The sequence below is a fragment of the Paraciimarium castrense LEGE 11436 genome (assembly GCF_056633055.1).
Map to the genome: position 1 here is coordinate 461,271 of NZ_JBSJOW010000001.1, position 21,763 is coordinate 483,033.

Annotated in this window: 23 protein-coding genes; 15 read left to right on the forward strand and 8 right to left on the reverse strand. The window is 71.4% G+C overall.

Annotation, left to right across the window (positions count from 1 at the left end; translation table 11 throughout):
- Positions 1 to 16 precede the first annotated feature (16 nt).
- Complete coding sequence (locus ACWJIO_RS02510) at positions 17 to 1,231, reverse strand: cysteine desulfurase family protein (RefSeq protein ID WP_480311172.1); 1,215 nt, start codon at positions 1,229 to 1,231, stop codon at positions 17 to 19.
- 7 nt (positions 1,232 to 1,238) lie between these two features.
- Complete coding sequence (dapF, locus tag ACWJIO_RS02515) at positions 1,239 to 2,435, reverse strand: diaminopimelate epimerase (protein ID WP_480311174.1); 1,197 nt, start codon at positions 2,433 to 2,435, stop codon at positions 1,239 to 1,241.
- Between the two features lie 31 nt (positions 2,436 to 2,466).
- On the opposite strand from dapF, the gene ACWJIO_RS02520 reads away from it, so the two are divergent.
- From ACWJIO_RS02520 to ACWJIO_RS02530, 3 genes are read left to right on the forward strand one after another with little or no spacing between them, the layout of a single operon-like run.
- Entirely contained in the window at positions 2,467 to 2,718 is a 252-nt protein-coding gene (locus tag ACWJIO_RS02520; protein ID WP_480311176.1) for an Hfq-related RNA-binding protein, read from the forward strand.
- Positions 2,719 to 2,775: 57 nt separating this feature from the next.
- A complete protein-coding gene (gene leuS / locus ACWJIO_RS02525; RefSeq protein ID WP_480311177.1) occupies positions 2,776 to 5,460 on the forward strand; it encodes a leucine--tRNA ligase in 2,685 nt (894 codons plus the stop codon).
- On the forward strand, positions 5,457 to 5,921 hold the full coding sequence (locus ACWJIO_RS02530) for an EamA family transporter (RefSeq protein ID WP_480311179.1): 465 nt from the start codon (positions 5,457 to 5,459) through the stop codon (positions 5,919 to 5,921). The genes leuS and ACWJIO_RS02530 overlap by 4 nt, the downstream gene beginning before the upstream one ends.
- 30 nt (positions 5,922 to 5,951) lie before the next feature.
- Here the strand turns inward: ACWJIO_RS02530 and ACWJIO_RS02535 are convergent, their stop codons facing one another.
- A complete protein-coding gene (locus ACWJIO_RS02535; protein ID WP_480311181.1) occupies positions 5,952 to 6,848 on the reverse strand; it encodes a PfkB family carbohydrate kinase in 897 nt (298 codons plus the stop codon).
- Between the two features lie 71 nt (positions 6,849 to 6,919).
- Between ACWJIO_RS02535 and ACWJIO_RS02540 the strand changes: the two genes are divergently transcribed.
- Genes ACWJIO_RS02540 through ACWJIO_RS02550 form a run of 3 tightly spaced genes read left to right on the forward strand, consistent with a single transcriptional unit; the run spans position 6,920 to position 13,595 of the window.
- Positions 6,920 to 8,101: an exonuclease SbcCD subunit D gene (locus ACWJIO_RS02540; protein ID WP_480311182.1), complete on the forward strand. Its 1,182-nt coding sequence runs from the start codon at positions 6,920 to 6,922 to the stop codon at positions 8,099 to 8,101.
- Positions 8,098 to 11,160: an AAA family ATPase gene (locus ACWJIO_RS02545; RefSeq protein ID WP_480311183.1), complete on the forward strand. Its 3,063-nt coding sequence runs from the start codon at positions 8,098 to 8,100 to the stop codon at positions 11,158 to 11,160. The genes ACWJIO_RS02540 and ACWJIO_RS02545 overlap by 4 nt, the downstream gene beginning before the upstream one ends.
- On the forward strand, positions 11,157 to 13,595 hold the full coding sequence (locus ACWJIO_RS02550) for a CPBP family glutamic-type intramembrane protease (protein WP_480311184.1): 2,439 nt from the start codon (positions 11,157 to 11,159) through the stop codon (positions 13,593 to 13,595). Before ACWJIO_RS02545 ends, ACWJIO_RS02550 begins: the two co-directional genes overlap by 4 nt.
- 34 nt (positions 13,596 to 13,629) lie before the next feature.
- Here the strand turns inward: ACWJIO_RS02550 and ACWJIO_RS02555 are convergent, their stop codons facing one another.
- The 3 genes from ACWJIO_RS02555 to ACWJIO_RS02565 all read right to left on the reverse strand — a co-directional run bounded on the left by ACWJIO_RS02555 (position 13,630) and on the right by ACWJIO_RS02565 (position 15,471).
- Positions 13,630 to 14,310, reverse strand: a complete 681-nt coding sequence (locus tag ACWJIO_RS02555; RefSeq protein WP_480311185.1) for a hypothetical protein — start codon at positions 14,308 to 14,310, stop codon at positions 13,630 to 13,632.
- Entirely contained in the window at positions 14,303 to 14,575 is a 273-nt protein-coding gene (locus tag ACWJIO_RS02560) for a hypothetical protein (protein WP_480311186.1), read from the reverse strand. The genes ACWJIO_RS02555 and ACWJIO_RS02560 overlap by 8 nt, the downstream gene beginning before the upstream one ends.
- A 692-nt stretch (positions 14,576 to 15,267) precedes the next feature.
- Positions 15,268 to 15,471, reverse strand: a complete 204-nt coding sequence (locus tag ACWJIO_RS02565) for a hypothetical protein (RefSeq protein WP_480311188.1) — start codon at positions 15,469 to 15,471, stop codon at positions 15,268 to 15,270.
- Between the two features lie 130 nt (positions 15,472 to 15,601).
- Here ACWJIO_RS02565 and ACWJIO_RS02570 point away from each other — a divergent pair, with 130 nt between their 5' ends.
- From ACWJIO_RS02570 to ACWJIO_RS02580, 3 genes are read left to right on the forward strand one after another with little or no spacing between them, the layout of a single operon-like run.
- Complete coding sequence (locus ACWJIO_RS02570; protein ID WP_480311189.1) at positions 15,602 to 15,880, forward strand: DUF427 domain-containing protein; 279 nt, start codon at positions 15,602 to 15,604, stop codon at positions 15,878 to 15,880.
- 11 nt (positions 15,881 to 15,891) lie between these two features.
- Positions 15,892 to 16,893 (forward strand): isopenicillin N synthase family dioxygenase, encoded by a 1,002-nt coding sequence (locus ACWJIO_RS02575; protein ID WP_480311190.1) that lies wholly within the window; start codon positions 15,892 to 15,894, stop codon positions 16,891 to 16,893.
- 32 nt (positions 16,894 to 16,925) lie between these two features.
- Positions 16,926 to 17,204 carry a transcriptional regulator gene (locus ACWJIO_RS02580; RefSeq protein ID WP_480311191.1) on the forward strand — a complete coding sequence of 93 codons (279 nt, stop codon included), beginning with the start codon at positions 16,926 to 16,928 and terminating at the stop codon, positions 17,202 to 17,204.
- Positions 17,205 to 17,278: 74 nt separating this feature from the next.
- Here ACWJIO_RS02580 and ACWJIO_RS02585 read toward each other — a convergent pair whose 3' ends face one another.
- The gene (locus tag ACWJIO_RS02585; RefSeq protein WP_480311513.1) at positions 17,279 to 18,217 is read right to left on the reverse strand and encodes a cation diffusion facilitator family transporter; all 939 of its coding nucleotides are present in this window, start codon (positions 18,215 to 18,217) and stop codon (positions 17,279 to 17,281) included.
- A 128-nt stretch (positions 18,218 to 18,345) separates the two neighbouring features.
- Between ACWJIO_RS02585 and ACWJIO_RS02590 the strand changes: the two genes are divergently transcribed.
- The 5 genes from ACWJIO_RS02590 (at position 18,346) to ACWJIO_RS02610 (ending at position 20,564) form a co-directional block, all read left to right on the forward strand.
- Entirely contained in the window at positions 18,346 to 18,951 is a 606-nt protein-coding gene (locus ACWJIO_RS02590; RefSeq protein WP_480311193.1) for a PCC domain-containing protein, read from the forward strand.
- Between the two features lie 32 nt (positions 18,952 to 18,983).
- Positions 18,984 to 19,562, forward strand: coding sequence for a hypothetical protein (locus ACWJIO_RS02595; protein WP_480311194.1), 579 nt, complete (start codon positions 18,984 to 18,986; stop codon positions 19,560 to 19,562).
- Between the two features lie 65 nt (positions 19,563 to 19,627).
- Positions 19,628 to 19,963, forward strand: a complete 336-nt coding sequence (locus ACWJIO_RS02600) for a hypothetical protein (RefSeq protein WP_480311195.1) — start codon at positions 19,628 to 19,630, stop codon at positions 19,961 to 19,963.
- Between the two features lie 35 nt (positions 19,964 to 19,998).
- Positions 19,999 to 20,223, forward strand: coding sequence for a ribbon-helix-helix protein, CopG family (locus ACWJIO_RS02605; protein ID WP_480311197.1), 225 nt, complete (start codon positions 19,999 to 20,001; stop codon positions 20,221 to 20,223).
- A complete protein-coding gene (locus ACWJIO_RS02610) occupies positions 20,220 to 20,564 on the forward strand; it encodes a type II toxin-antitoxin system PemK/MazF family toxin (protein ID WP_480311198.1) in 345 nt (114 codons plus the stop codon). Before ACWJIO_RS02605 ends, ACWJIO_RS02610 begins: the two co-directional genes overlap by 4 nt.
- A 230-nt stretch (positions 20,565 to 20,794) precedes the next feature.
- Here ACWJIO_RS02610 and ACWJIO_RS02615 read toward each other — a convergent pair whose 3' ends face one another.
- Positions 20,795 to 21,217, reverse strand: a complete 423-nt coding sequence (locus tag ACWJIO_RS02615) for a YccF domain-containing protein (protein ID WP_193913420.1) — start codon at positions 21,215 to 21,217, stop codon at positions 20,795 to 20,797.
- Positions 21,218 to 21,308: 91 nt separating this feature from the next.
- Between ACWJIO_RS02615 and ACWJIO_RS02620 the strand changes: the two genes are divergently transcribed.
- Positions 21,309 to 21,761: a hypothetical protein gene (locus ACWJIO_RS02620; RefSeq protein ID WP_480311200.1), complete on the forward strand. Its 453-nt coding sequence runs from the start codon at positions 21,309 to 21,311 to the stop codon at positions 21,759 to 21,761.
- Positions 21,762 to 21,763 lie beyond the last annotated feature (2 nt).

Consider the following 21,763-nt stretch of genomic DNA (forward strand, 5'->3'; position numbering starts at 1 on the left):
CAGAGGTGCGGCGACCTTAACCAGAGCGCCCCTGATCCAGCTCCCCCCAGGCCGCCGCCAGGGCCGCCGGCACCCGCTCCAGGCTGGCGGCATCAAGCCAGGGCCCCAGGCTCAGCCGGAGACCGGCGGCGGCCGCAGCGGCGGAATAGCCCATCGCCTGCAGCACCGGGCTGGCCCCCAGCCCGGTCGCGGTGGATCCACTGCTGCAGGCCGAGCCACTGCTGGTGGCCAGACCATGGCGCCAGAGGGCCCGCACCAGCTGCCGCCCCGACAGCGGCTCACCGCTGCTGCCGCGCGCCAGCAGGCTGATGTGGTGGGGCAGCCGCTGCTCTGGAGCCTGGCGGGGATCGACACCGGTGAGCTCCAGCCCAGGCTGCGGCACCAGCTGATCCAGCAGCCGATCGCGCAGGGCGGCCAGGGGGTCCAGGCCGTCATGCTGGCGGAGCCGCTCCAGGGCCAGCTCCAGGGCCGTCGCGAAGCCGGCCACCAGGGGCACGGGTTCGGTACCACCGCGGCGACCGCCCTCCTGACCGCCGCCCCGCATGGGAGCGGCGAAGGGGAGCCCGGGCCGCACCAGCAGGGCTCCCACGCCCCTGGGCCCCTGGAGCTTGTGGGCGGCGCAGCTGAGCAGATCGATCGGCAGCTGCTCAAAGCCGAACAGCCGGTGCCCCACCAGCTGGACCGCGTCCACGTGCAGGGGCACGCCGGCCTGGCGGCAGCGGGCTCCGATGGGCTCAATCGCCTGCACGGTGCCCACCTCGCTCTGCCCCCAGATGATCGATACCAGCCGGGTGGGCGGCTCCAGCAGCGCCTCGAACGCCGCCAGGTCGAGACGGCCGGCACGGTCCACCGACACCGACTCCACCTGCCAGCCCCGCTCCTCAAGCCGTGCCGCCGCTGCCACGGTGGCGGGATGCTCCACCGCCGAGAGCAGCAGGCGCCCCGGCGCCAGGGGGGCCGCCGCACCGAGCAGGGCCATGTGGATCGCCTCGGTGCCCCCTGAGGTGAACACGAGGGCGTCGCTGCCACAGCCGAGGCCGGCGGCGATGCGCATCCTGCAGCGCTCCAGCAGGTCGGCGGCCTCCAGGCCGAAACCGTGCAGGCTGGAGGGGTTGGCCCAGGCGGTGCGCTCCGCCGCCGCCATGGCCGCCAGTACCTGGGGTGCCGGCGGTGCAGTGGCGCAGGCATCGAGATAGAGCGGTGCCGGATCAAGCGGTGCCAGCTCAGCCACCACCGCGTCAGCCGCCGAAACTGGAAGGGCGTTCGGCGCGGGCGCGGGTGCGGTCTTCCAGGGACGTGGTGGCCAGGTTCACCAGGTCGTCGAGGGAGCTGGAGCTGAGCAGGGCAGCCACCCGGGCCCGGGCCTCGGCGGAGGGGCAGGCCTCGGGCCGGATGCAGCCCTGGGCGCACACCGTGGCGCAGTCGATGGCGGGGGGCTGGTCAGGGGCCGCAGCCGGCACGGGGGACTCCGCCAGGGGCTCAGGAGCAGCAGACGCCACCAGGGGCTCTGCAACAGCAGGCTGCGCCCAGGAAGGTGCAGCCTCGGCTGCGATCTCGGTGGTGGGGCCGGCCTGGTCCCAGAGCGAGGGGGCCAGCACCGCATCGAACACCGCCTCGGCGGGACCGGTCATCAGCAGGTGGTCGGTTTCGGAGTCCCACTCGATCAGCAGCGGGCCCCCGGGCAGATCGAGACGGGCGCGGCGGTCGGCCAGGCCAAGGCGGTGGCACACCACCAGGGTGGCGCAGGCACCGGTGCCGCAGGCCAGGGTGGGACCGGCGCCGCGCTCCCACACCCGCATGACCAGATGGCCGGGATCGAGCACTTCCACGAAGTGCACGTTGGTGCGAGCCGGGAAGGCGGGATGCACCTCCAGGACCGCGCCGAAGCGTTCCAGTTCGATCGCCTCCACATCCGGCACCGGGATCACCACGTGGGGGTTGCCCATGCCGGCGGCCCCCACCGCGAACTGCTCGCCGGCCACCTCCAGGATCCCGGCGGGAATGCCGGCCTCGCCGCGCTCCAGGGTGGTGGGCACGGCGTCGGGCTCCAGGAAGGGGGGGCCCATGTCCACCCGCACGCTGCCGTCGGCCTGCAACTCAGGCACGATGCGGCCGGCCAGGGTTTCGATCTGCCAGGAGCGGCCGGGGAGATCGCCGTCGCTGTCGGCCAGGAAGCGGGCCAGGCAGCGGATGCCGTTGCCGCACATCTCCGGCTCGGTGCCGTCGGCATTGAAGATGCGCATGCGCAGCTCACCGCCCTCCCGGGGCGGCAGGGCCAGGATCAGGCCATCGGCGCCGATGCCAAAACGCCGATGGCAGAGCAGCTGAACGCGTTCCAGGGTGAGCTCGAAGCAGTCGTCGCTGCTGGCGGCCTCGCGGCCATCGAGCATGAGGAAGTCGTTCCCCAGCCCTTGGTATTTGCTGTACTGCAGCACGATGGGAGCTCCCCAGCCTGCTGTGAATCCTATGCAGAGCTTCCTCGAGCGCCGCTCCAGCGTTCTTGACACCTCCCTGCCGAGTGTCCGCCACGTCCAGGACCTGATCCGCCGCCGCCTGACCGTGGCGATCCAGATCAGCGGCGGGCCGGAACTGCAGGGCGTGATCCGCTGGCAGGACGTGCACGCCATTGCCCTGCAGCAGAGCGGCGATCCCCCCGAGGGGCCACCACTCACCCTGATCAACCGCCACCAGGTGAGCCTGATCCGTTCCCTGGGTTGAGCTGGCCGCTCCCCAGGCCTGTGACACGATCACAGACTGGGATTCCGATCTGCTGACGTGAGCGAGAGCAACCGCTACCAACCGCAGGTCATCGAAGAGCGCTGGCAGGCGTTCTGGGACGAGCAGCAGGCCTACCGCACCCCCGAGCCGCAACCCGGAAGCGGCGCTGAGGGCGACGGGGGCGCCGACGGTGGCGGCGACGGTGGCGGCGACGGTGCCAGTGAGCCCTTCGTGGCCCTGTCGATGTTCCCCTACCCCTCGGGGAACCTGCACATGGGCCATGTGCGCAACTACGTGATCACCGATGTGATCGCCCGGGTGCAGCGCATGCGCGGCAGGGCGGTGCTGCAGCCGATGGGCTGGGACGCCTTCGGGCTGCCGGCGGAGAACGCGGCGATCGAGCGGGGCGTCGACCCCGGCGCCTGGACCGACCGCAACATCGCCGCCATGCGCAGCCAGCTGCAGCGGCTGGGCCTCTCGATCGACTGGGACCGGGAAGTGGCCACCTGCCACGCCGACTACTACCGCTGGACCCAGTGGCTGTTCCTGCAGTTCCACGCCGCCGGCCTGGCCTATCAGAAGGAGGCCACCGTGAACTGGGACCCGGTGGACCAGACGGTGCTCGCCAACGAACAGGTGGACGGTGAGGGCCGCTCCTGGCGCTCCGGCGCCCTGGTGGAGAAGCGTCGCCTGCGCCAGTGGTTCCTGAAGATCACCGCCTACGCCGACCAGCTGCTCGACGACCTGCCCAGGCTCACGGGCTGGCCGGAGCGGGTGCGCACGATGCAGGCCAACTGGATCGGCCGCAGCACGGGTGCTGAACTCAGCTTTGCCGTGGTCGATGCCGACGGCCGCGACACCGACCAGCGCATCCGCGTGTTCACCACCCGCCCCGACACCCTCTACGGCGTGAGCTATGTGGTGCTGGCGCCGGAGCATCCCCTGGTGGCGCCGCTCACCAGTCCCGAGCAGGAGCTGGCGGTGACGGCCTTCTGCGATCTGGTGAGCCGCCAGAGCGACCTGGAGCGCACGGCAGACGACAGCCCCAAGCGCGGCATCCCCATCGGCGCCCGGGTGCGCAACCCCGCCAGCGGCGCCCTGATCCCGCTCTGGATCGCCGACTACGTGCTGGCTGACTACGGCACCGGCGCCGTGATGGGCGTGCCCGCCCATGACCAGCGCGATTTCGTGTTCGCCCGGCAGTACGAGCTGCCGGTGCTGCAGGTGATCATCCCGGAGGGCAGCGACGAGCACGCCTACGAGGGCGGCGCCTGGACCGAACCGGGCATGCTGATTCACTCAGGCCCCTTCACCGGGCTCGCCAGCGCCGAGGCCAAGGCGGCGATCACCGCCGCCGCCGAGCAGCAGGGCTGGGGTGAGGGCACGGTGCAGTTCCGCCTGCGCGACTGGCTGATCTCCCGCCAGCGCTACTGGGGCTGCCCGATCCCGATGATCCACTGCGAGAGCTGCGGCGTGGTGCCGGTGCCGGCCGAGCAGCTGCCGGTGGAGCTGCCCCGGGATGTGGCGATCAGCCGTAAGGGCGGCTCACCCCTGGCCCAGCTGGAGAGCTGGTGGCAGGTGGACTGCCCCAGCTGCGGCCGGCCGGCCCGCCGCGAGACCGACACCATGGACACGTTCATGTGCTCCAGCTGGTACTACCTGCGCTACAGCGATCCCCACAACAGCGCCCTGCCCTTCGGCCGTGAGGCGGTGGACCGCTGGCTGCCGGTGGACCAGTACGTGGGCGGCATCGAGCACGCCATCCTGCACCTGCTCTACGCCCGATTCTTCACCAAGGTGCTGCGGGACCGCGGCCTGCTGGGCTTCGATGAACCCTTCCAGCGGCTGCTCACCCAGGGCATGGTGCAGGGCATCACCTACAGGAACCCCGGCAGCGGCCACTACATCGCCCCGGCCGATGTGGCTGACCCCACCGACCCCCGCGATCCGATCAGCGGCGAGGTGCTCGACACCTACTACGAAAAGATGTCGAAGTCGAAGCACAACGGCGTCGATCCAGCCCGGGTGATCGAGCGCTACGGCGCCGACACGGCCCGCATGTTCATCCTGTTCAAGGCACCCCCGGAGAAGGATCTCGAGTGGGACGATGCCGACGTGGAGGGCCAGTTCCGCTTCCTGCAGCGCCTCTGGCGGCTGGTGGAGGCGGCCCAGGCCAGGGGCCTGCGGCTGGCTGGGGCCAGTTCTGAAGGCCCTTCCAGCGGCCTCGGCGGCGCTGACCTGCCTGAACTCAGCCCGGCCGAGCGGGAGCTGCGCCGCGCCGTGCACACGGCCATCGCGGCGGTGAGCGACGACCTCGACGGCGATGTTCAGTTCAACACCGCCATCGCCGAGCTGATGAAGCTCAGCAACGCCATGGCCGAACACCTGGAGGCCAGCGGCACCGCCGTGGCCCGGGAGGCCCTGGCCAGCCTGCTGCTGCTGCTGGCGCCGTTTGCTCCCCACCTGGCCGAGGAGCTCTGGAGCCGGCTTGAGGGCGGCGGCAGCATCCACGGCCAGGCCTGGCCCCAGGTGGATGCCACGGCCCTGGTGCGCGACACCATTCCCCTGGTGATCCAGGTGAAGGGCAAGGTGCGCGGCAACCTCGAGGTGCCGGCCGATGCGGACAAGGCCACCCTGGAGCGGATCGCCCTGGCCAGCGACATCGCCGCCAAGTGGCTGGAAGGCAAGCCCCCCAGCCGGGTGATCGTGGTGCCCGGCAAGCTCGTCAACCTGGTGCCATGACCCCGGCTGGTGGCGGACTGCTGGCAAGCCTGCTGGGTAGCTGGCAACTCTGGGCGGTGCTGGCCGCCTTAAGCGCCGCCCTCACGTCCCTGCTGGCCAAGCTCGGTCTGGCCGGCATCGACGCCAACCTGGCCACGTTCCTGCGCACCCTGGTGGTGGTGGTCGCCCTGGCGGTGGGCCTGCTGGCGAGCGGCCAGCTGCAGGGCCAGTCCTTGGCCGCCCTGCCGCGGGCAAGCCTGGTGGCCCTGGGCTTCTCTGGCCTGGCCACCGCCATTTCCTGGCTCTGCTACTTCCGCGCCCTGCAACTTGGACCGCTGGCGCGAGTGGCCCCGATCGACAAGCTCAGCGTGGTGCTGGTGGCGTTGCTGGGCGTGCTGGTGCTCGGCGAACAACTGAGCGGGCGCAGCTGGCTGGGGGTCGCCCTGATCGCCCTTGGCGGCGTGCTGGTGGCGCTGCCCTGAGGAGCAGGCCACCCCCGCGGAACCAGACTTTCAACCCGGGGGCTCAAGCCGGCCGGCGGCACTGCGCCGCAGCTGGCCGCCGTAGGGGCCCCGTCCATCGAGGCAGGCATTACCGCAATGGCAGCCGAGGCTGATCGCCTCGGCCACGCTCCAGCCGGCCGCCAACCCGGCGGTCACCCCCGCGGCGAAGCAGTCGCCAGCCCCGTAGGCATCCAGCACCGGTCGCCGACGCGGCGGGGCTGCGAAGGGACCGAAGGGCCAGGCCTCCCCGCCGGCGGCTCCGGCCGTGGCGATCCGCAACGCCGGAGCGGGCACCAGGGCGGCTGGGTCCACGCGCTCCGCCGGATCGAGGCCACTGCCGATCAGCGCATCCAGCGCTACGCCGGCCTGGCTGAGCAGCGGCAGGCGCACCCGGGGCGTGGCAGCCAGCAGCCGGGCGGCGCGGCTGAGCCTCAGGGCCTCCGGGTCCGCAGCCGTGACGAACACCCCATCGCAGCGGCCGAGGTCATGCCAAGGCAACGCATCCGCGCCCCTGGGGTTGAGCCGCTCGCCGATCACCGTGATCGTGCGCTCGCCGCTGCCGTCCACGAAGGTCACCCCCCGCCGGGTGGGGGCGTCCCGCCAGGCGATGTGCAGGTCGAGCCCCAGGGCAGCCAGCTCCGCCGCCGCCCGCTCGCCCGCCCCGTCGCGCCCCAGGGCGGTGAAGAACGCCACCGGGGCCCCCAGCAACCGAGCCAGCTGTACCGCCACCACCGCGCCGCCGCCGGCGGCCACCTCCAGGCAGGCGCGAGCCGTCTGGATCTCGCCGGCTGCCGGCAGGTTGTCCACCGCCAGGAAGGTGACCAGCTCCACGTGGCCCACCACCGCCAGCCGCAGGGGCGGCAGAGGGGTCAGGGCGGCGAGGGGGAGCGGGGAGCGGGGCGACATGGAGAGGGTGAGGGGGCAGGGACCAGGGCAGCACGCGGCAGCGCCAGAATGGCCTGAATCGCGGGCCGGCCTTGCGCCTGCTGCACACCTCCGACTGGCATCTGGGCCGCAGCTTCCACGGCCACGACCTGCTGGCCGCCCAGGCCGAGGCCATGGACCGGCTGGTGGAACTCAGCCGTGAGGCGGCGGTGGAGCTGGTGGTGATCGCCGGCGACCTCTACGACCGCGCCATCCCGCCGGCGGAGGCGGTGCGCCTGTTCACCGACACCGTGGCCCGCCTGCGTCGCGGCGGGGCGGCGGTGGTGGCCATCGCCGGCAACCACGACTCCCACGTGCGCGTGTCGGTGTACGACGAGCTGCTCTCGGCGCTGGAGGTGACGATCCGGGGCCGCTGGCAACGCTCCGATCAACCCGTGCTGCTCAGCCCCCGCTCTGGCGGCAGCCCCGTGGCCATCTACCCGCTCCCCTACCTGGAGCCCCTGCTGGATGGGCCCGGTCTGCAACAGGACGCGGAGCAGCCCCTCACCAGCCAGCGCCTGCGGCACCCGGAGGTCACCGAGCTGGCGCTCAAGCGCATCCGCGCCGACCTGGCCCGCCGCCCGGGCAGCCGCTCGGTGCTGGTGGCCCATGCCTTCGTGGCGGGCGGCAGCAGTTCGGAATCGGAGCGGGAGCTGTCCGTGGGCCATGCCGAAGCGGTGCCGGTGGCGATGTTCGAGGGGTTCCACTACGTGGCCCTCGGCCACCTGCACCGCTCCCAGCAGCTGGATGGTCCGCGCCTGGCCTACAGCGGCACCCCCCTGCCCTACTCCTTCTCAGAGGAGAGCCATGTGAAGTCGGTGCGGCTGGTGGAGCTCGCCGCCGACGGCAGCCCCAGCGTGGAGGTGGTGCCCCTGGGGGTGGGGCGGCCCCTGCGCAGCCTCAGCGGCGACCTGGAGAAACTGCTGCGGGATCCCGAGCTGGCCGGCGCCGAGCAGGCCTGGGTGCGGGCTGAGCTCACCGATCCGCTGCTGCCCCAGCAGGCGATGGCGCGGCTGCGGCAGCGCTTCCCCCACGTGGTGGAACTGCGGCACCGGCGTCCCGAGGGCGAAGGCCTGAGCAGCAGCGCCCGCAGCCAGCGCATCCTGGCCGCCAGCAGTCCGGAACAGCGCCTGCTGGCCTTCTTCGCCGATCAGCAGGGCCGCTCCCCGCTGCCGGCGGAGGAGCAGCTGCTGCGGCAGGCCCTGGCAGCGGCTGGCAGGACGGGGGAGCGATGAGGCCGCACCAGCTGGAGATGCAGGCCTTCGGGCCCTACGCCGAGGCCGTGACCATCCCCTTCGATACCCTCTCCCGCGATGGCCTGTTCCTGATCCACGGCAGCACTGGCGCCGGCAAGACCTACCTGCTCGATGCCCTCTGCTTCGCCCTCTACGGCGATGTGAGTGGAGAGCGCAGCGTCAAGGGCCTGCGCTCCGACCATGCGCCGCCCCAGGCCATCCCCCAGGTGGCGCTGGAGTTCTCCGCCGCTGGAGGACGCTGGCGGGTGGAGCGCCAGGCCGCCTGCGAGGTGGCCAAGAGCCGCGGCGAGGGCACCACCAGCAAGCCCGCCCGGGCCAGCCTCTGGCGCTGCCAGGGGGAGGAGCGGCAACCGGTGGCCTCCGGGATCGCCGAGGTGGGGCGTGAGGTGGGGCGGTTGGTGGGGCTGGACGCCGCCCAGTTCCGGCAGGTGATCCTGCTGCCCCAGGGCCGCTTCGCGGATGTGCTGCGGGCCAGGCCCGAGGAGCGCGAAACCCTGCTCAAGACCCTCTTCGACACGGCCCTCTACCAACGGGCCACGGAGTGGCTCTCGGAGCAGGCCAGACAGGCCCGGGACCAGCTGGAGCAGCGGCAGAACCAGCAGCGGCAGACCCTCAGCCAGATCACCGAAGCCTGGGCGCCCTGGCAGAGGGAGTCGCCGCAGGAGCTGGAGCTCGCCGATGGTGCCCCCCCCGAGCTGGACGCCGTGCAGGGCGCCATGGAGGGCCTCTTGCTGCAGGCCAGGGTGCAGCTTGCAGCCGCAGAGTCGGCCTTCAGCGGCAGCCAGAGCGCCCTGGGGGACTGCCGCAGCCAGCTGGAGCAGTGGCAACGGCGTCAGCAGGCTCGCCTGCGGCTGCAGGCCTTGGAACAGGAGCTGCCGGCGATCGCGGCCCTAAGGCAAGTCACTCAGCGCGCCGAGCGCGCCGAAGCGGCGCGCCCCAGCCTGGAGGCCGCCGCCGCCGCCCAGCAGCAGCTGGAGCAGGCCGCCAGCAGCTGCGCTGAGCAGCTCAACCAGTTGCGGCAGCAGCGGGATCGGGCCCAGCAGCTGCCTGAGGCCGTGGCCCAGCTGGATCTGAAGCAATGCCCCGAGCCCCGGCTCCTCAGCGGCTGCCTCAACCTGCTGGCCACCCGGGAGCGGGAGCTCGAGCAATTGCTGGGGCTGGCCCGGGAAGCTCACCAGGCCCGCCAGGCGATTCAGGAGGTGAGCCTGGCCCTCCAGGAGGCCATGGACCGCAGCCGCCAGGGCGAGGAAAAGGTGGCCGAGCAGGAGCAGGGCCGCAGTGGCCTGCTGGAACGGCTGCAGGCCTGCCGTTCCGCCCGGGATGGGCTGGCGGGGCTGGAACAGAGGGCCAGGGCGGCCCAGTCCCTCACCCAGACCCTGCAGCAGTGGCAGCGGGCCCAGCAGCAGCTGGGGAGCACTGCCGGGGCGGCCCTGGCAGCGGAAGCGCGGCAGCAGCAGGCGCGAGGCCACCAGCTCGACCTGCGCGAACGGCAGCTCCAGGGCATGGCCGGCCGCCTGGCCACTGGCCTGCAGGCCGGCGAGGCCTGCCCGGTGTGTGGCTCCCTGGACCATCCCCAGCCGGCGGCGGCCCAGGCCGATGCCGTGGCCGATCAGGCCATGGAGGCGGCGGAGCGCCAACTGGAGCTGGCCACCCAGGCTCTTTCCGAAGCCCGCGCAGGCCAGGCGCGGCAGCAGGCGCTGCTGGAGGGCCTGGAGGCCCAGCTGCGGCAACTGGGCTGGGGCGACAGCCCTGAGACCAGCCCGGCCCAGCAGGCCCCCGCGGCAGCCCAGGCAGCCGAGGCAGCTCAAGCAGCCCAAGCGGCCCTCACCAAGGCCCAGCAGGACGCCAAGGCGTTGCCTCAGCTTGAGCAGGACGTCGCCAGCGTCGATCAGCGGCTGCAGCGCTACCGCAAGCGGCTGGAGGAGCTGCGGGAGGAGGGCGGCAGCCACCGTGAGCGGCTGGCCCAGCAACAGCAGCACGCGGCCGCGTTGCAGGCGCGGCTGGAGCAGGGCCTGGGGGGCGACCACGACCCCAGCCCCCTGCTCGAGGAAGCCCAGGCGCTGCGGGCGGGCTTCGAGGCCCTGGCGGAGGCGGCCCGGCTGTGGAGCACGGCGGCGGCCCGGGAGGCGGAGGCGCGGCGCCGCCTGGACACCGACCTGGTGACAGCGGACTTCGCCGATCGCCGCGCCCTGGCCGAGGCCCTCGCCGCCTCGGAGCAGCGTCAGACCTGGACCACCCGTCTGCGGCAGTTCGAGCTGGACCTGCAGCTGCAGCAGAAGGTGCTCGCCGAGCCGGCCCTGCAACAGCTCCCGGAACCCAGCCCAGACCTGGCCGGCGCCGAGGCGGCCCTGGCCGCCAGCGATGCGGCCCGAAGAACGGCCCTGGCCCGCTTCACCCGCGCCGAAGGCGCCTGCGCCGCCATCACTGACCTGCTGGCGCGGCATCGGCAGGGGGAGAACGAGCTCGCCGCGGAGCTGACCCACAGCGACCTGGTGCAGGGGGTGGCGGCCCGCTGCCAGGGCAGGAGCGAGCCGAACATCTCCCTGCAGCGCTGGGTGCTCTCCGCCTACCTGGAAGAGATCTGCGGCTACGCCAACCAGCGGCTGGGCCAGATGACCGCCGGCCGCTACGAACTGCGGCTCTCCGATGCCAGCGGCCAACGGCGCGGCAGCCAGGCGGGCCTCGGCCTGCGGGTGCTGGATGCCTACACCGCCGAGGAGCGAGAGGTGTCGAGCCTGTCGGGAGGTGAGACCTTCCAGGCCTCCCTGGCCCTGGCCCTGGGGGTGGCGGATACGGTGCAGGCCCACAGCGGCGGCGTGGCCCTGGACACGCTGTTCATCGATGAGGGGTTCGGCAGCCTCGATGCGGACAGCCTGCAACTGGCCATGGATGAACTGGATCGCCTGCGGGAGGGCGGACGCATGATCGGCCTGATCAGCCACGTGGGCGCCCTGCGGGAGCGGATCCGCTGCGGGCTGGAGGTGATCGCTTCGGAGCGGGGCTCCCGGGTGGTGCTCGGTACGGTGACGTCACCATGAGCAGCCCTGTCCGTCTGCGCGGGCCCCAGGCTCTGCTGGGGGGGCTGCTGGCCCTCGTGCTGACCCTGCTGCCCCTGGGCCCGTTGCGGCCGGGGCTGCAGGCGATGCCGCTGCGCCAGGGCAGCCCGGAGCGGCCCCTGCCGGAGAGCAGTGAAGCCCTGGCCAACCGTTCCCCGTTCAGCCAGAGCGCCTACTACCCCCTGGCCCTGCAACCGGATCGGCAGCTCTACCGGCCCCATGCCGACTGGATGGGCCGGCTGATCCTGCCCTCGGTGGAGGAGAAGGCCCTGCGCCGCGGCGACTGGGTGTGGCTGGATCTGGAGCAGGCGCCACCGGGCCAGGAGGCCCTGATCGGCCGGCGGCTGGGCCTCACCTGGGCCGAGCAGCCCCGCCTGCAGGCGATGGTGGAGGCCGTGAGCACCGATGTGCGCCTGGGCCAGGCCGCCCGTGACGCTGCCGCCGCCGCCAACGTGGTGCCCACCCGCCTGGATGGCCGCCTGGCCGTGGGGCCGCTGCAGTCCCTGGCTGGAGCCCGCCCCCAGGACAGCGTCAGTGTGCGGCTGGAAGGGGTGAGCCTCGAGGGCGACACGCTGCGGATCAGCAAGCCGCCGCTGCAGACCACTGGGCGCTGGCTGGGGCTGGTCACCGTGCTGGGGCGCGACAGCAGCAGCGGCGATCCCCACCGCTGGCGGGTGCGGCACTACGACCGATCCGACGGTGACTTCTCCGGGGTGGAGGAGTCGATCAGGATTCCGAAGCTGCCGCCGGATCGCTTCGGGCGGGTGATGCTGGATCCGAGCGGGCTGGTGGCCTCGGAGCTGAACTCCGAGGGCTGGCTGATCAGCGGCGCCCCGGGCCCCGATGGGGTGTTCACCGTGCAGGCGCTGCAGCCGCGGGCCCTGCTGGGCCTCAAGCCGACGCGGGTGGTGCGGGGCACGGCCGCAGGGCTGAGGGAGATCGACCGCGAGAACTGGGCGAAAGCAGCCCTGCGCCGGGGCACGCTGACCAGCACCGCCATCACCTCGAAGCCCGAGGAGCTGCCCCTGGCGCAACCCGGGCAGCGGGCCCTGCTGATCCATCTGTTCGGCGGCATCGGCGGACGCGATGGCGAACCTTCCCCGGCCTGGACCACCACCGGCCATCTGGCCCTCGGCGAGGCCGAAGTGGTGCTGGATCCATTCAGCGGCGAGCCCCAGCTCGATCTGCGCTACCACCAGATCTACGCCAACAACCCCAACGGCATCGTCTCGGGCAGCCAGGACTGGAGCGCCTACGCCGGCAACCTGCAGCGGGGCTGGCTGGGCACCCGTCCCTTCTCGGATGTGCTCGTGCCCCTGGACGGGCCGCTGCTGGATGCCCTGGCCCTGCAGGCGGAAATCATCAGTGCCCGTTACCGCACGGGCGATGGCCACGGCGTGGCGCTGGTGACGCCTGCCACCTCCTGTGTACAGGATTCCAGCCAGGCCCTCTGGATCGCCCTGGATCAACTGCGCGCCGAACAACGGCTGGCCGGTGTCGTGCCTGATCCGGACAGCCGCCTGAGTCGCCTGGGGCGGGGCCTCGAGGAGCTGCTCACGCCCTTCGGCATGGTGCGCCCCGACTGGCGCCACAACGCCCAGGTGACCGCCATGGCCGGCACGGGGTTGCGCCAGGACTCCCCAGGCGGGGTCGCCCAGCCCGCCTTCATGGCCAACCAGGGGCCGGTGGCGGTGCTGCTCAGCCTGCGCTCGATGCTGCCGCGCCGCGCCCATGACGGCCTCGCCACCGTGTTCCTGCGCCAGGGGCTGCCGCTCTGGATCCTGCGCACCAACCAGATCCCCGGCAACAATCCCGCGCTGGAGCCGGTCGCCCCCACCACCGTGCTCGGGCATCTGCCGGTGGTGGGCACCCTGGTGCCGCGGCTGATGGATGGCCTGGTGCCGCCGCTGCTGGGGGCTCCCCTCGGCTTTTCGGTGCTGGTGCTGATGCTGTATGCCGCCCTGGCCCTGGGGATTGGATTCGCCAGCGGCTTCCTGCACGGACCCTGGCGCTGGGGACGGCCGGGCGGGGCAGGCTGGCCTGGCCTGCTGCGCCGCGCCGCTGCTCTGCTGGTGCTGCCGGCACTGGTTGAGGAGCTGATCTTCCGGGGCCTGCTGCTCCCCCATCCGCTCGAAGGGATGCCGGCCGCCGCCATGGCGGCCTGGGGGGCCCTGAGCGTCGGTCTGTTCGTGGCCTACCACCCCCTGGCGGGGCGCCTCTGGTACCCCCAGGGCCGGGCCGTCGCTGACGACCCCCGCTTCCTGTTGCAGTGCACCCTGCTGGGTGGCGCCTGCGTGCTCGTCTACGGCCTCACCGGCTCGCTCTGGTCAGCGGTGGGGCTGCACTGGCTGGCCGTGGTGGTGTGGCTGGAAGCCCTGGGGGGCCACCAGCGGCTGGAGCCCAACGGCCTGGACTGACCAGCTGCCATTCGCCTCGTGAGGCGCCCAGAGCTCAGTCGAGCGGCACCTCGACAAACTCCACCAGCCCCTCGCGCAGCAGCACCTCAGCGATGGCCGGGCCGGTTGACACGGCGCGGATTCGCTCGCTGACGCGATCGAGGGCCTGCTGGGGATCGCTGCCCTGGGGCAGCGTGGCCAGCACGTCGGGCAGAGCCAGCTGGCCGATGGCGATCACCGGTTGGCCCGCCACCACCCCGGCCTGCAGGAACTCCGTGAGGGTGAGGATGCCCAGGGGCGAAGCGGTGCCGGTGGCCAGGGCCAGGTTGGTGAGGCGGGTGGCGATGCTGGTGCAGCGGTGGGCGATTGATCCGGCACCCACGGCGCCGGTGATCTGAGCCACCGGGGCCAGGTTCGTGGTGCTCAGGGGCGGCACCGCCATCGGGTTGGTCACCACATTGAAGGATGGTTTCGGGATCAGGCCGAGGCCGATCCAGTACGTCCCCTGGGCTTCGACACAGCCAAAGCCATAGACAGCCTCGCCGCTCAAGCGGGCCACACCGGGCTCCCCGGCGCCGGCAGCGGGCATGGCGCCGGCGGCGACAGGCAGGGTGAGGGGCAAGCCAACGGCCAGGGCCGCGCTGGCCAGAGCCTGGCGCCAGCGCCGGCCGGCCAGGCCAGAGGGCAGGTCGGTCTGAGGAGCGGGCGGATAGGGGGCCGGGCGTGGCTCAGGCATGGGGTGCTAGGGAGTCGGCAGACCCCATGATTGCCGCAGCTGGCCCGGTTGACAGCGCTTCATGGCCATCGGCCGGGATCCGCTCCGCCAGGGCCAGGCAGGCATCCATCTCCTGCCAGAGCAATGCTCTCCGCTCTGCGGTGACGGCATAGGAGCGGTGATGCAGATCGCGACCCATGTAGAGGAGGGCGGCGCGGACCCGGCGCCACTCATCCGGGCCCAGGGGCGGAGCCGGCGACGGCCCCGCTGGGGTGGCCCCGTTCATGCCACCAGCACGGGGGCGGGGCGACGGCTCCTGGAGGCCACAGGGGGGCTTCCGGTTGGGGCCATCGCAGCCTGGGATGCCAGCCGGGGAGTTCCAGACACCGCGCCGGCCTTGCACCCGGTCGCGGTGGTGGCGGCTGCCGTGGGGCGGCGCTTCAGGCCCTGGCGCAGGGCCAGCCAGCCATCGACCAGCCAGACCACGGCCATCAACACCAGAACCAGGAGCTCGCGGGCTGGGCCTGGGTCTTGGGTGGGGGCTGCATCTGGAGCCGCAGGGATGGGAGCTGGCGACAGCTCAGCTGGGGCGACGCTGACTGGGGCAACGCTGACTGGGGCGACGCTGACTGGAACGGCACTGACTGATGGCTCTTCGGCTGCCTGGGAGTCCACGGGATCAGCCGAAACGGCGACCCCCGGGTCGAGCGGAGGCGGCGGCGCCAGGGGCAGCGGCAGCGCAACAACATGCGGCTGGACCAGGGCCAGAGTCTGAAGCGCCACGGGGGTTTCCAGCACCGCATCCCAGGGAGCCGCCGGATGGGCCCGGAAGAAGCCATCCGAGCGCCGCGTCAGCAACCGTTCCGAGAGGGTGGGATTCATGGGCGCCCTGGCGCTGCGGCGCCCAGCTGGTGAACCTGTCTTAACGCCCTTTGGGCCAGCTGCCAGTGTCAACGAGGTCTGGCAGGGGTGGGGCATTCAGGCCGAGGCGGCCAGACGTTGCCGCAACAGGGGCAGTTCCCGATCGATCAGCTCCCGGGCCTCCTCCAGGTTGGAGACGTGGCCAAGCGGCACGCCGCTGCCGTGGGTGATGCGGAACAGTGGCAAAGCCGAGGGTTCAGCGGCCAGTTCAACGCTGCAGCCGCGGTGGCTCCAGGAGGCAAGGGCTGGGGGTCGGTCCATCACGCTCTGCCTTGAGTTCCTGGCCTTGCTTCCAATGAAGGGGAAGGCCCATGGTTTGGCAAGGCAGTGGTGTTCACCTGCGCACGGGGCTGGGGCGGGCGGCAGGATGGGGCCCGTTGCCGGATGGACCATGGAAGCGAGCTGGAAGGGTGCCGTGATCGCCAGCAGCGACGACATCGTGATGGTGGAGGGGAACGCCTACTTCCCCGCCGATGCCCTCAACACCGCGCTGGTGCGGCCCTCCGAGCACCGCAGTGTCTGCGGCTGGAAGGGAGAAGCCCATTACTACGACGTGGTGGTGGATGGGGCGGTGAACGCCAATGCCGTGTGGACCTACCCGGAACCCAAGGAGGCCGCCCGCCAGATCCAGGGCCGCGTCGCCTTCTGGAAAGGCGTCAGCGTGCGCTGAACGGCGCCGCGATGCCAGCTGAACCCTGTGTTCTCGACGTTGACCTGCTGCGCTTTGAGCGGGGCGACCAGCGCGCCCGGGCGGCCGTGGTGGATGGGGTGCGCCGCAGCCTGGCCACCGGCTTTGTGACCACCAGCCACGACCTGCCCCTGGACCTGCTGGATGAGGCCTATGGCCTGCTGGAGCAGTTCTTCCAGCTGCCCCAGCCCCAGAAGCAGGCCTTCCGGGTGGAGGGTGCCGGCGGCCAGACCGGCTACACCGGCACCTTGGTGGAAACCGCCGCCGGGGCTTCCCTGGCCGACTGGAAGGAGATGCTCAACTGGGCGGAACCGATTCCGGCGCTCCACCCCCTGCGGCGGCGTTATCCGCTGCTCTACCCGGAGCAAGGCCTGCCGGAGGCCGCGGTGCCCGGCATCAGCGCCGTGCTCACCGCCTTCCACGCCGCCATCGCCGCCCTGCAGCGCCGCTTCCTGCGGGTGATTGCCGTGGGGCTCGGGCTCGATGAGGCGATCTTCGAGGCGATGGTGGCCGAGGCGCCCACCCTCACCCGGGCGGTGCACTACCCACCCATGCCGCAGGCGCCGTCGGGGGGCCACCTGTGGGCCGCCCCCCACGCCGACATCAACCTGATCACGGCCCTGCCGCGGGCCACGGCACCAGGGTTGCAGGTGCTGGTGGGGGAGCACTGGCAACCAGCCACACCGCCGGAGGGTCACGTGATCCTCAACAGCGGCCTGATGCTGGAGCGCCTCAGCAATGGCCTGATCCCCAGCGGCTGGCACCGGGTGATGGCCGACCCCGACGCCAGCGGCCCCCGCCTGAGCGTGGTGCAGTTCTGCCATCCGCGGCCCACCACGGTGCTGCAGCCCTTCAGCGCCTGCTGCCCAGCCGGCCACCCCCAGCGCTGGGCGGGAGAGCTGGCCGCCGATGTGCTGGAGGACACCCTCTACCGGATCAACCTGCTCACCGCGGATGTCGATGGGGGCAGCCAGGCGCCTGCGGCACCCGCCTAGGCATGCTGGAGCCCTGATGCCACCCCCACGCGATGGCCTGTTCCAGCTGCGGCAGCTGGTCGGTGAAGGCGGACCGCAGCCTGGCCGGCCGCTTTGTGTGCGGGCGCTGCGGACGCCCGCTTGGCCGCAAGGCCGAGGCCCAGGTGCGCCGCCGCGGCGGCGGCCAGGCCCGGCGCCTGCCCCGCCCGCGGCTGTGGTGGCTGCTGGGCCTGCTGGCGCTGGGAGCCCTGCTGGCCAGCCTGGAACCGGGCCGGCGCAGCCCCAGACCCTTGCCACCGCCGGCGGGCCAGCCGCCGGGCCGAGCCCTCTGAAGCACTGAACTCCGCAGCACCAACCTGCGCAGCTCTGACCTCCGCAGCGCTGACCTGGACGGCCGGCGCAGCCGCTACCGAGAATCCGAACCCGGGGCTGCCGCCTGATCGGCTTCCCACTGGAAGCCGTCATCGTTCCAGGCGCTGGGATCCTCGATCGGCTCCAGGTGGGTCAACACATGGCTGCGGGGCAGGGCGGCGGCGATGTCGTGCTCCAGGGCGGAGCAGAAGTCGTGGCCCCGCTGCACGCTCCAGTGGCCTGGCACCAGCACGTGCAGGCTCACGAAGCGGCGGGAGCCTGCCACCCGGGTGCGCACGGCGTGGAAGGCCACCTGATCGCCGCTGCGGGCGGCCAGGACCTGGGCGAGCCTCTGCTGGTCGGGCTCGGCCAGGGAGCGGTCCATCAGGCCGGAGGCCGTCTCGTGCAGCAGCTGCCAGCCCGTGAACAGGATGTTGGCCGCCACGCCGATCGCCACCAGGGGATCCAGCACCGTCAGGCCCGTGAGCGGCACCAGCACCAGGGACACCACCACCCCCAGAGAGGTCCAGACATCGGTGAGCAGGTGCTGGCCATCGGCCCGCAGGGTGATCGAATCAAAGCGCCGCGATGCCCGCAGCAGCAGCACCGCCACCAGGCCGTTCAGGGCCGTGGCCAGCAGCGAGAGCATCAGGCCCAGGCCCACCTGCTGCAGGGGCTGGGGGTTCAGCAGCCGGCCAAAGGCGCTCTGCAGGATCAGCAGCGCCGCCAGCACGATCAGGGCGCTCTCGAGGCCACTCGAGAAGTATTCGGCCTTGAAGTGGCCGTAGTTGTGCTCGCGATCGGCGGGCCTGGCCGCCAGGGTGAGGGCCCAGAAGGCCCCCAGCGCCGCGGCCAGATTCACCAGGGATTCGAGCGCGTCGGAGAACAGGCCCACCGATCCAGTGAGGCGCCAGGCCGCGAGCTTGATCACCATGGTGCTCACGGCCGCCCCCACGGACAGCAGGGTGTAGGAGCGGGGCGAACGAAAGCCGATCACAGGACCCTGGCGGGCTCGCATTGTGAAGCCCCCCAGAGCCAGGCGGCGGTCTGCTGGACGACTGGGGGTCAGGCGAGGGCCTAATTTGCGGGCCTTGGTGTCGTCCCGTTCACGCCTCTCTGCCCATGCGGTTTCTGGCCCTGCACCTCGAACCAGGCAGCGACGTGCGCCAGTCCCTGGAGCAGCTGGCCGCCCAGGAGGGCGGCCACGGCTTCGTGCTGAGCGTGGTGGGGAACCTCACCCAGGCCTCGTTCCAGTGCCCCGGCGAGACGGGGCCCACCGTGCTGGCTGGCGAGCTGGAGATCATCACCCTGCAGGGCACGGTGGCCGCCCGGGGGGTGCACCTGCACCTGAGCTTCTCCGACAACGCCTGCCAGGTGTGGGGCGGCCACCTGGAGCCCGGCACGCTGGTGTACAAGGGCGCCGACCTGCTGGTGGGGCTGTTCGATCCGGAGCCGGGCGCCGCGCTGCAGGCCGCTGAACCCCTGATGGTGCCCCTGGCCCTGGCCAGCACGGCTCCCCGGGTCGAGGTGGCCGTGCTGCCAGGCTGCCCGTTCTCAGCACGGGCCCTGCGCATGCTGCGCACCCTGGGCATTGCCCACCGGGTGATCGAGCCCAGCCAGCCGGGCAGCGTGCCCCAGGTGTTCATCGACGGCGCCTTCATCGGCGGCTATGACGCCCTCGCCGAGCTTCACGCCCGCGGCAGCCTCGATGGCCTCCGCGGCGCCTGAAGGGTTGTGTCCGCTCAAGCCCGCCTGTTGCCATGACCAGCCTGCAGCTGCACACCCAGGCGGGCTGCGGGCTGGCGATCGGCCGCTACCCACGCTTCCGCTACGACGCCCGGGGCGGCAGCGGCAAGGCAACCTGCACCCCTGTTGACGACAGGCTGGAGATCGTCTTCGACCCAGCCGACCTCAGCATCCCCCCGCTGAACTGGCGCACAACGCAGGTGCTGGGGCTGCCCCTGCCGCCGGGGCTGCAGATCGCCATCGAACCCCTCACTCTCGCCGGCCAGCTCGTGCCGGCCAGCGGCGCCGTGACGCTGCGCTTCGAGGCGCGCTTCCACTGCAGCTGGGCCGGGCTCTACCGTCCGCCGCCGCTGCTGGTGACCACGGATCTCAGCACAGGATCGGTGGCTGGCCAGCGCCACCACGCCGAGGGCAGCCCCCTGGATGCCAGCGGCCAGGGCTGTCTGGTGGGTGTGGCGCGGGTGCCCCCCAGCGGCGATCCCTGGCTCGACGGCTTTCTGGGCCTGCCGGATGATGCGTTGGCGGTGCTGCGGTGTGGGTTTGGAGGGTTGGAGGGGGAAAGGAGCGCAATGGATGCCGCAGACCTTCCATAGGCCAGTCGTGTGAATTTGATCATTTCGCACTGGATGCGGTTCCCAAAATCTCCAGGGGTACCGACATGGCCCATCGGCCCCGGCAACGCAGCACTGACCGATGGACGTCATCGATGTTCCGCGATCGGGTGTTCGAGCACTACGGCCAGCAACTGCAGCTGCAACGCCACCTACAGGAAGCCATCGAGATCACCAGCCGTGGAGTGAGCTTTGTGGTCAGCTCGGGCACCGGTTCAGGACAGTCAATCGGCTTGCTCATGCCGATCGGGACTGGACAGGATTCACGGGATCAGAAGCTGGTCGATGAGGTCCAGGACATGGAGCTCCTGCTGCTCGATGCATTGCACACCTACCGCGGCAGACGGGGTGCTGGTATGGCGCGGCCGGCCCGAGGCGCCTAGGGTGTAAAACGAAACGTTCAACACCTAACGCTGTGGTGCTCGGGGTGCGACTGGAGCCGGAAGTCGAGCGCCAGCTCGATCAGCTGGCCCGCCAGCTCGGCAAGAGCCGCAGCGCCTGCATGCGCGAAGCGCTGCATCACTACCTGCAACGCTTCGGCAACGCCGAGGAGGCCCGGCGACAGTCCCAGCTGCTGGCCGACCAGGACCCCCAGGCGCATTGGAGCGAGCAGCTGCCGGATTGGAGCGACTGGACGGCATGACGGCGCTGCCCTTGAGCCGCGGCACCGTGGTGACTGTGGCCAGTGCCGGGGTGTACTCGGGCAAGCCCAGGCCGACAGTTGTGGTTCAAGCTGATCGCTGGCTGCAGGCCCACCCCAGCGTCACCCTCTGCCCGCTCACCAGCACCCTGGTGGAGGCCCCACTGGTGCGCATCGCTGTGGCACCGAGCGATCGCAACGGCCTGCGCAAGCCATCTCAGCTGATGGTGGATAAGTTGTTCACTGTGCCGGTCGTTGCCATCGGCGGCATCCTGGGCCATCTGGAGCCCCAGGGGCTCATCGAGCTGGACCTGGCCCTGCGTGGCTGGCTGGAGCTGCCCTGAGATAGTCAGGGCTCGCTAGTCCGGTTTGTCATCCCCAGGCCCGGCTTGGTCGTGAAGATGCTGGCTGGACCCGGCCCTTTCCACCACCTGGATTCGCCATTGGCCTCGGAGCAGATCGCTGAACGGCTGCTCCAACAGGGCAAGATCATCAAACGTTCCAAGCCAGTTCGCTACGCACGCAATCCCTCTTCAAGCTGAGGATTCAGCAGCCTCGCCACTCACCCCGCCACTCACCCCTCCAACCTCGGCCTCGTGCCGCTTGGCACCACGGTGAGGCCGATCGGGGCCAGGGCGATCAGCGCCAGCTTCACGTGCTGGATGCCGAAGGGGATGCCCACGATGGTCACGAAGCAGGCCAGGGCCGAGCTGAGGTGGCCGATGGCCAGCCACCAGCCCGCCAGCAGGAACCAGATCACATTGCCCACCAGCCCCAGGGGGCCGGTGCCGAAGTCGGAGCGGCCGGTGAGTTCCTGGCGGCTGATCGCCTCCTTGCCGAAGGGCCAGAAGGAGAAGTTGCCGATCACGAAGCAGGCCCGGGCCCAGGGAAGCCCCACCACGGTGAGGGCCGCCACCAGGCCGGCCAGCCACCAGCCCAGGCCCATCACAAAGCCCCCCAGCACAAACCAGAGAACGTTCAGCAGAAAACCGAGCATCCCTTCACCTCTGCGCAGCAGTGTGGCGCTGGCGCAGCTTCAGCCTGCCCCGGCTGCCCTAGTTTGACCCGGTGGCCATAGCTCAACCGTGATGCAGCGCAAGCCGGTGGAAGACTTCCTGCTCTTCCTGATCGGCGGCAGTCTGTTCGGGGCCGGCAGCTTCCTGTTCACCCACCAGGTGATGGTGGGTTCGGCACTGCGTTTCGGCATCGGCCGGGGCGGTGGTTTCGGCTCCGCTTTCTCAGGCACCCTGGCCCGGGGCGTGGGCGATGGCTTCGGGTTGTTGATGGTGCCCCTGGGCATCGGGGTGGTGATGCTGTTTGCCGGCCGTTGGCAGAAGGCTGGCTGGTTCATGATCTGGGCCTCGCTGGCCGCCGTGCTGGTGGGGGTGCTGCAGAGTCTCGTGATCGGCTTCCGCGACACCAGCCTCTGGAGCCTGATCGTGATGATCGTGATGATGGCGGCAGGAGGTGGTTTGATGTTCCGTTCCCTCGGCGGCTACGACGGGCCCAATCGATCCGGTGGGCCTGGCCCTGGCGCCTGACG

Bases quoted from the DNA above. Each gene is read 5' to 3' on its own strand.
- ACWJIO_RS02595 (WP_480311194.1), top strand. From the start codon at position 18,984: ATGACCAGCCTGCAGCTGCACACCCAGGCGGGCTGCGGGCTGGCGATC.
- ACWJIO_RS02620 (WP_480311200.1), top strand. From the start codon at position 21,309: ATGCAGCGCAAGCCGGTGGAAGACTTCCTGCTCTTCCTGATCGGCGGC.
- ACWJIO_RS02580 (WP_480311191.1), top strand. From the start codon at position 16,926: ATGGCCTGTTCCAGCTGCGGCAGCTGGTCGGTGAAGGCGGACCGCAGC.
- ACWJIO_RS02560 (WP_480311186.1), bottom strand. From the start codon at position 14,575: ATGAACGGGGCCACCCCAGCGGGGCCGTCGCCGGCTCCGCCCCTGGGC.
- ACWJIO_RS02590 (WP_480311193.1), top strand. From the start codon at position 18,346: ATGCGGTTTCTGGCCCTGCACCTCGAACCAGGCAGCGACGTGCGCCAG.
- ACWJIO_RS02615 (WP_193913420.1), bottom strand. From the start codon at position 21,217: ATGCTCGGTTTTCTGCTGAACGTTCTCTGGTTTGTGCTGGGGGGCTTT.
- ACWJIO_RS02530 (WP_480311179.1), top strand. From the start codon at position 5,457: ATGACCCCGGCTGGTGGCGGACTGCTGGCAAGCCTGCTGGGTAGCTGG.
- ACWJIO_RS02565 (WP_480311188.1), bottom strand. From the start codon at position 15,471: ATGGACCGACCCCCAGCCCTTGCCTCCTGGAGCCACCGCGGCTGCAGC.
- ACWJIO_RS02575 (WP_480311190.1), top strand. From the start codon at position 15,892: ATGCCAGCTGAACCCTGTGTTCTCGACGTTGACCTGCTGCGCTTTGAG.
- ACWJIO_RS02600 (WP_480311195.1), top strand. From the start codon at position 19,628: ATGGCCCATCGGCCCCGGCAACGCAGCACTGACCGATGGACGTCATCG.
- ACWJIO_RS02520 (WP_480311176.1), top strand. From the start codon at position 2,467: ATGCAGAGCTTCCTCGAGCGCCGCTCCAGCGTTCTTGACACCTCCCTG.
- ACWJIO_RS02550 (WP_480311184.1), top strand. From the start codon at position 11,157: ATGAGCAGCCCTGTCCGTCTGCGCGGGCCCCAGGCTCTGCTGGGGGGG.
- ACWJIO_RS02610 (WP_480311198.1), top strand. From the start codon at position 20,220: ATGACGGCGCTGCCCTTGAGCCGCGGCACCGTGGTGACTGTGGCCAGT.
- ACWJIO_RS02555 (WP_480311185.1), bottom strand. From the start codon at position 14,310: ATGCCTGAGCCACGCCCGGCCCCCTATCCGCCCGCTCCTCAGACCGAC.
- ACWJIO_RS02545 (WP_480311183.1), top strand. From the start codon at position 8,098: ATGAGGCCGCACCAGCTGGAGATGCAGGCCTTCGGGCCCTACGCCGAG.
- ACWJIO_RS02570 (WP_480311189.1), top strand. From the start codon at position 15,602: ATGGAAGCGAGCTGGAAGGGTGCCGTGATCGCCAGCAGCGACGACATC.
- ACWJIO_RS02535 (WP_480311181.1), bottom strand. From the start codon at position 6,848: ATGTCGCCCCGCTCCCCGCTCCCCCTCGCCGCCCTGACCCCTCTGCCG.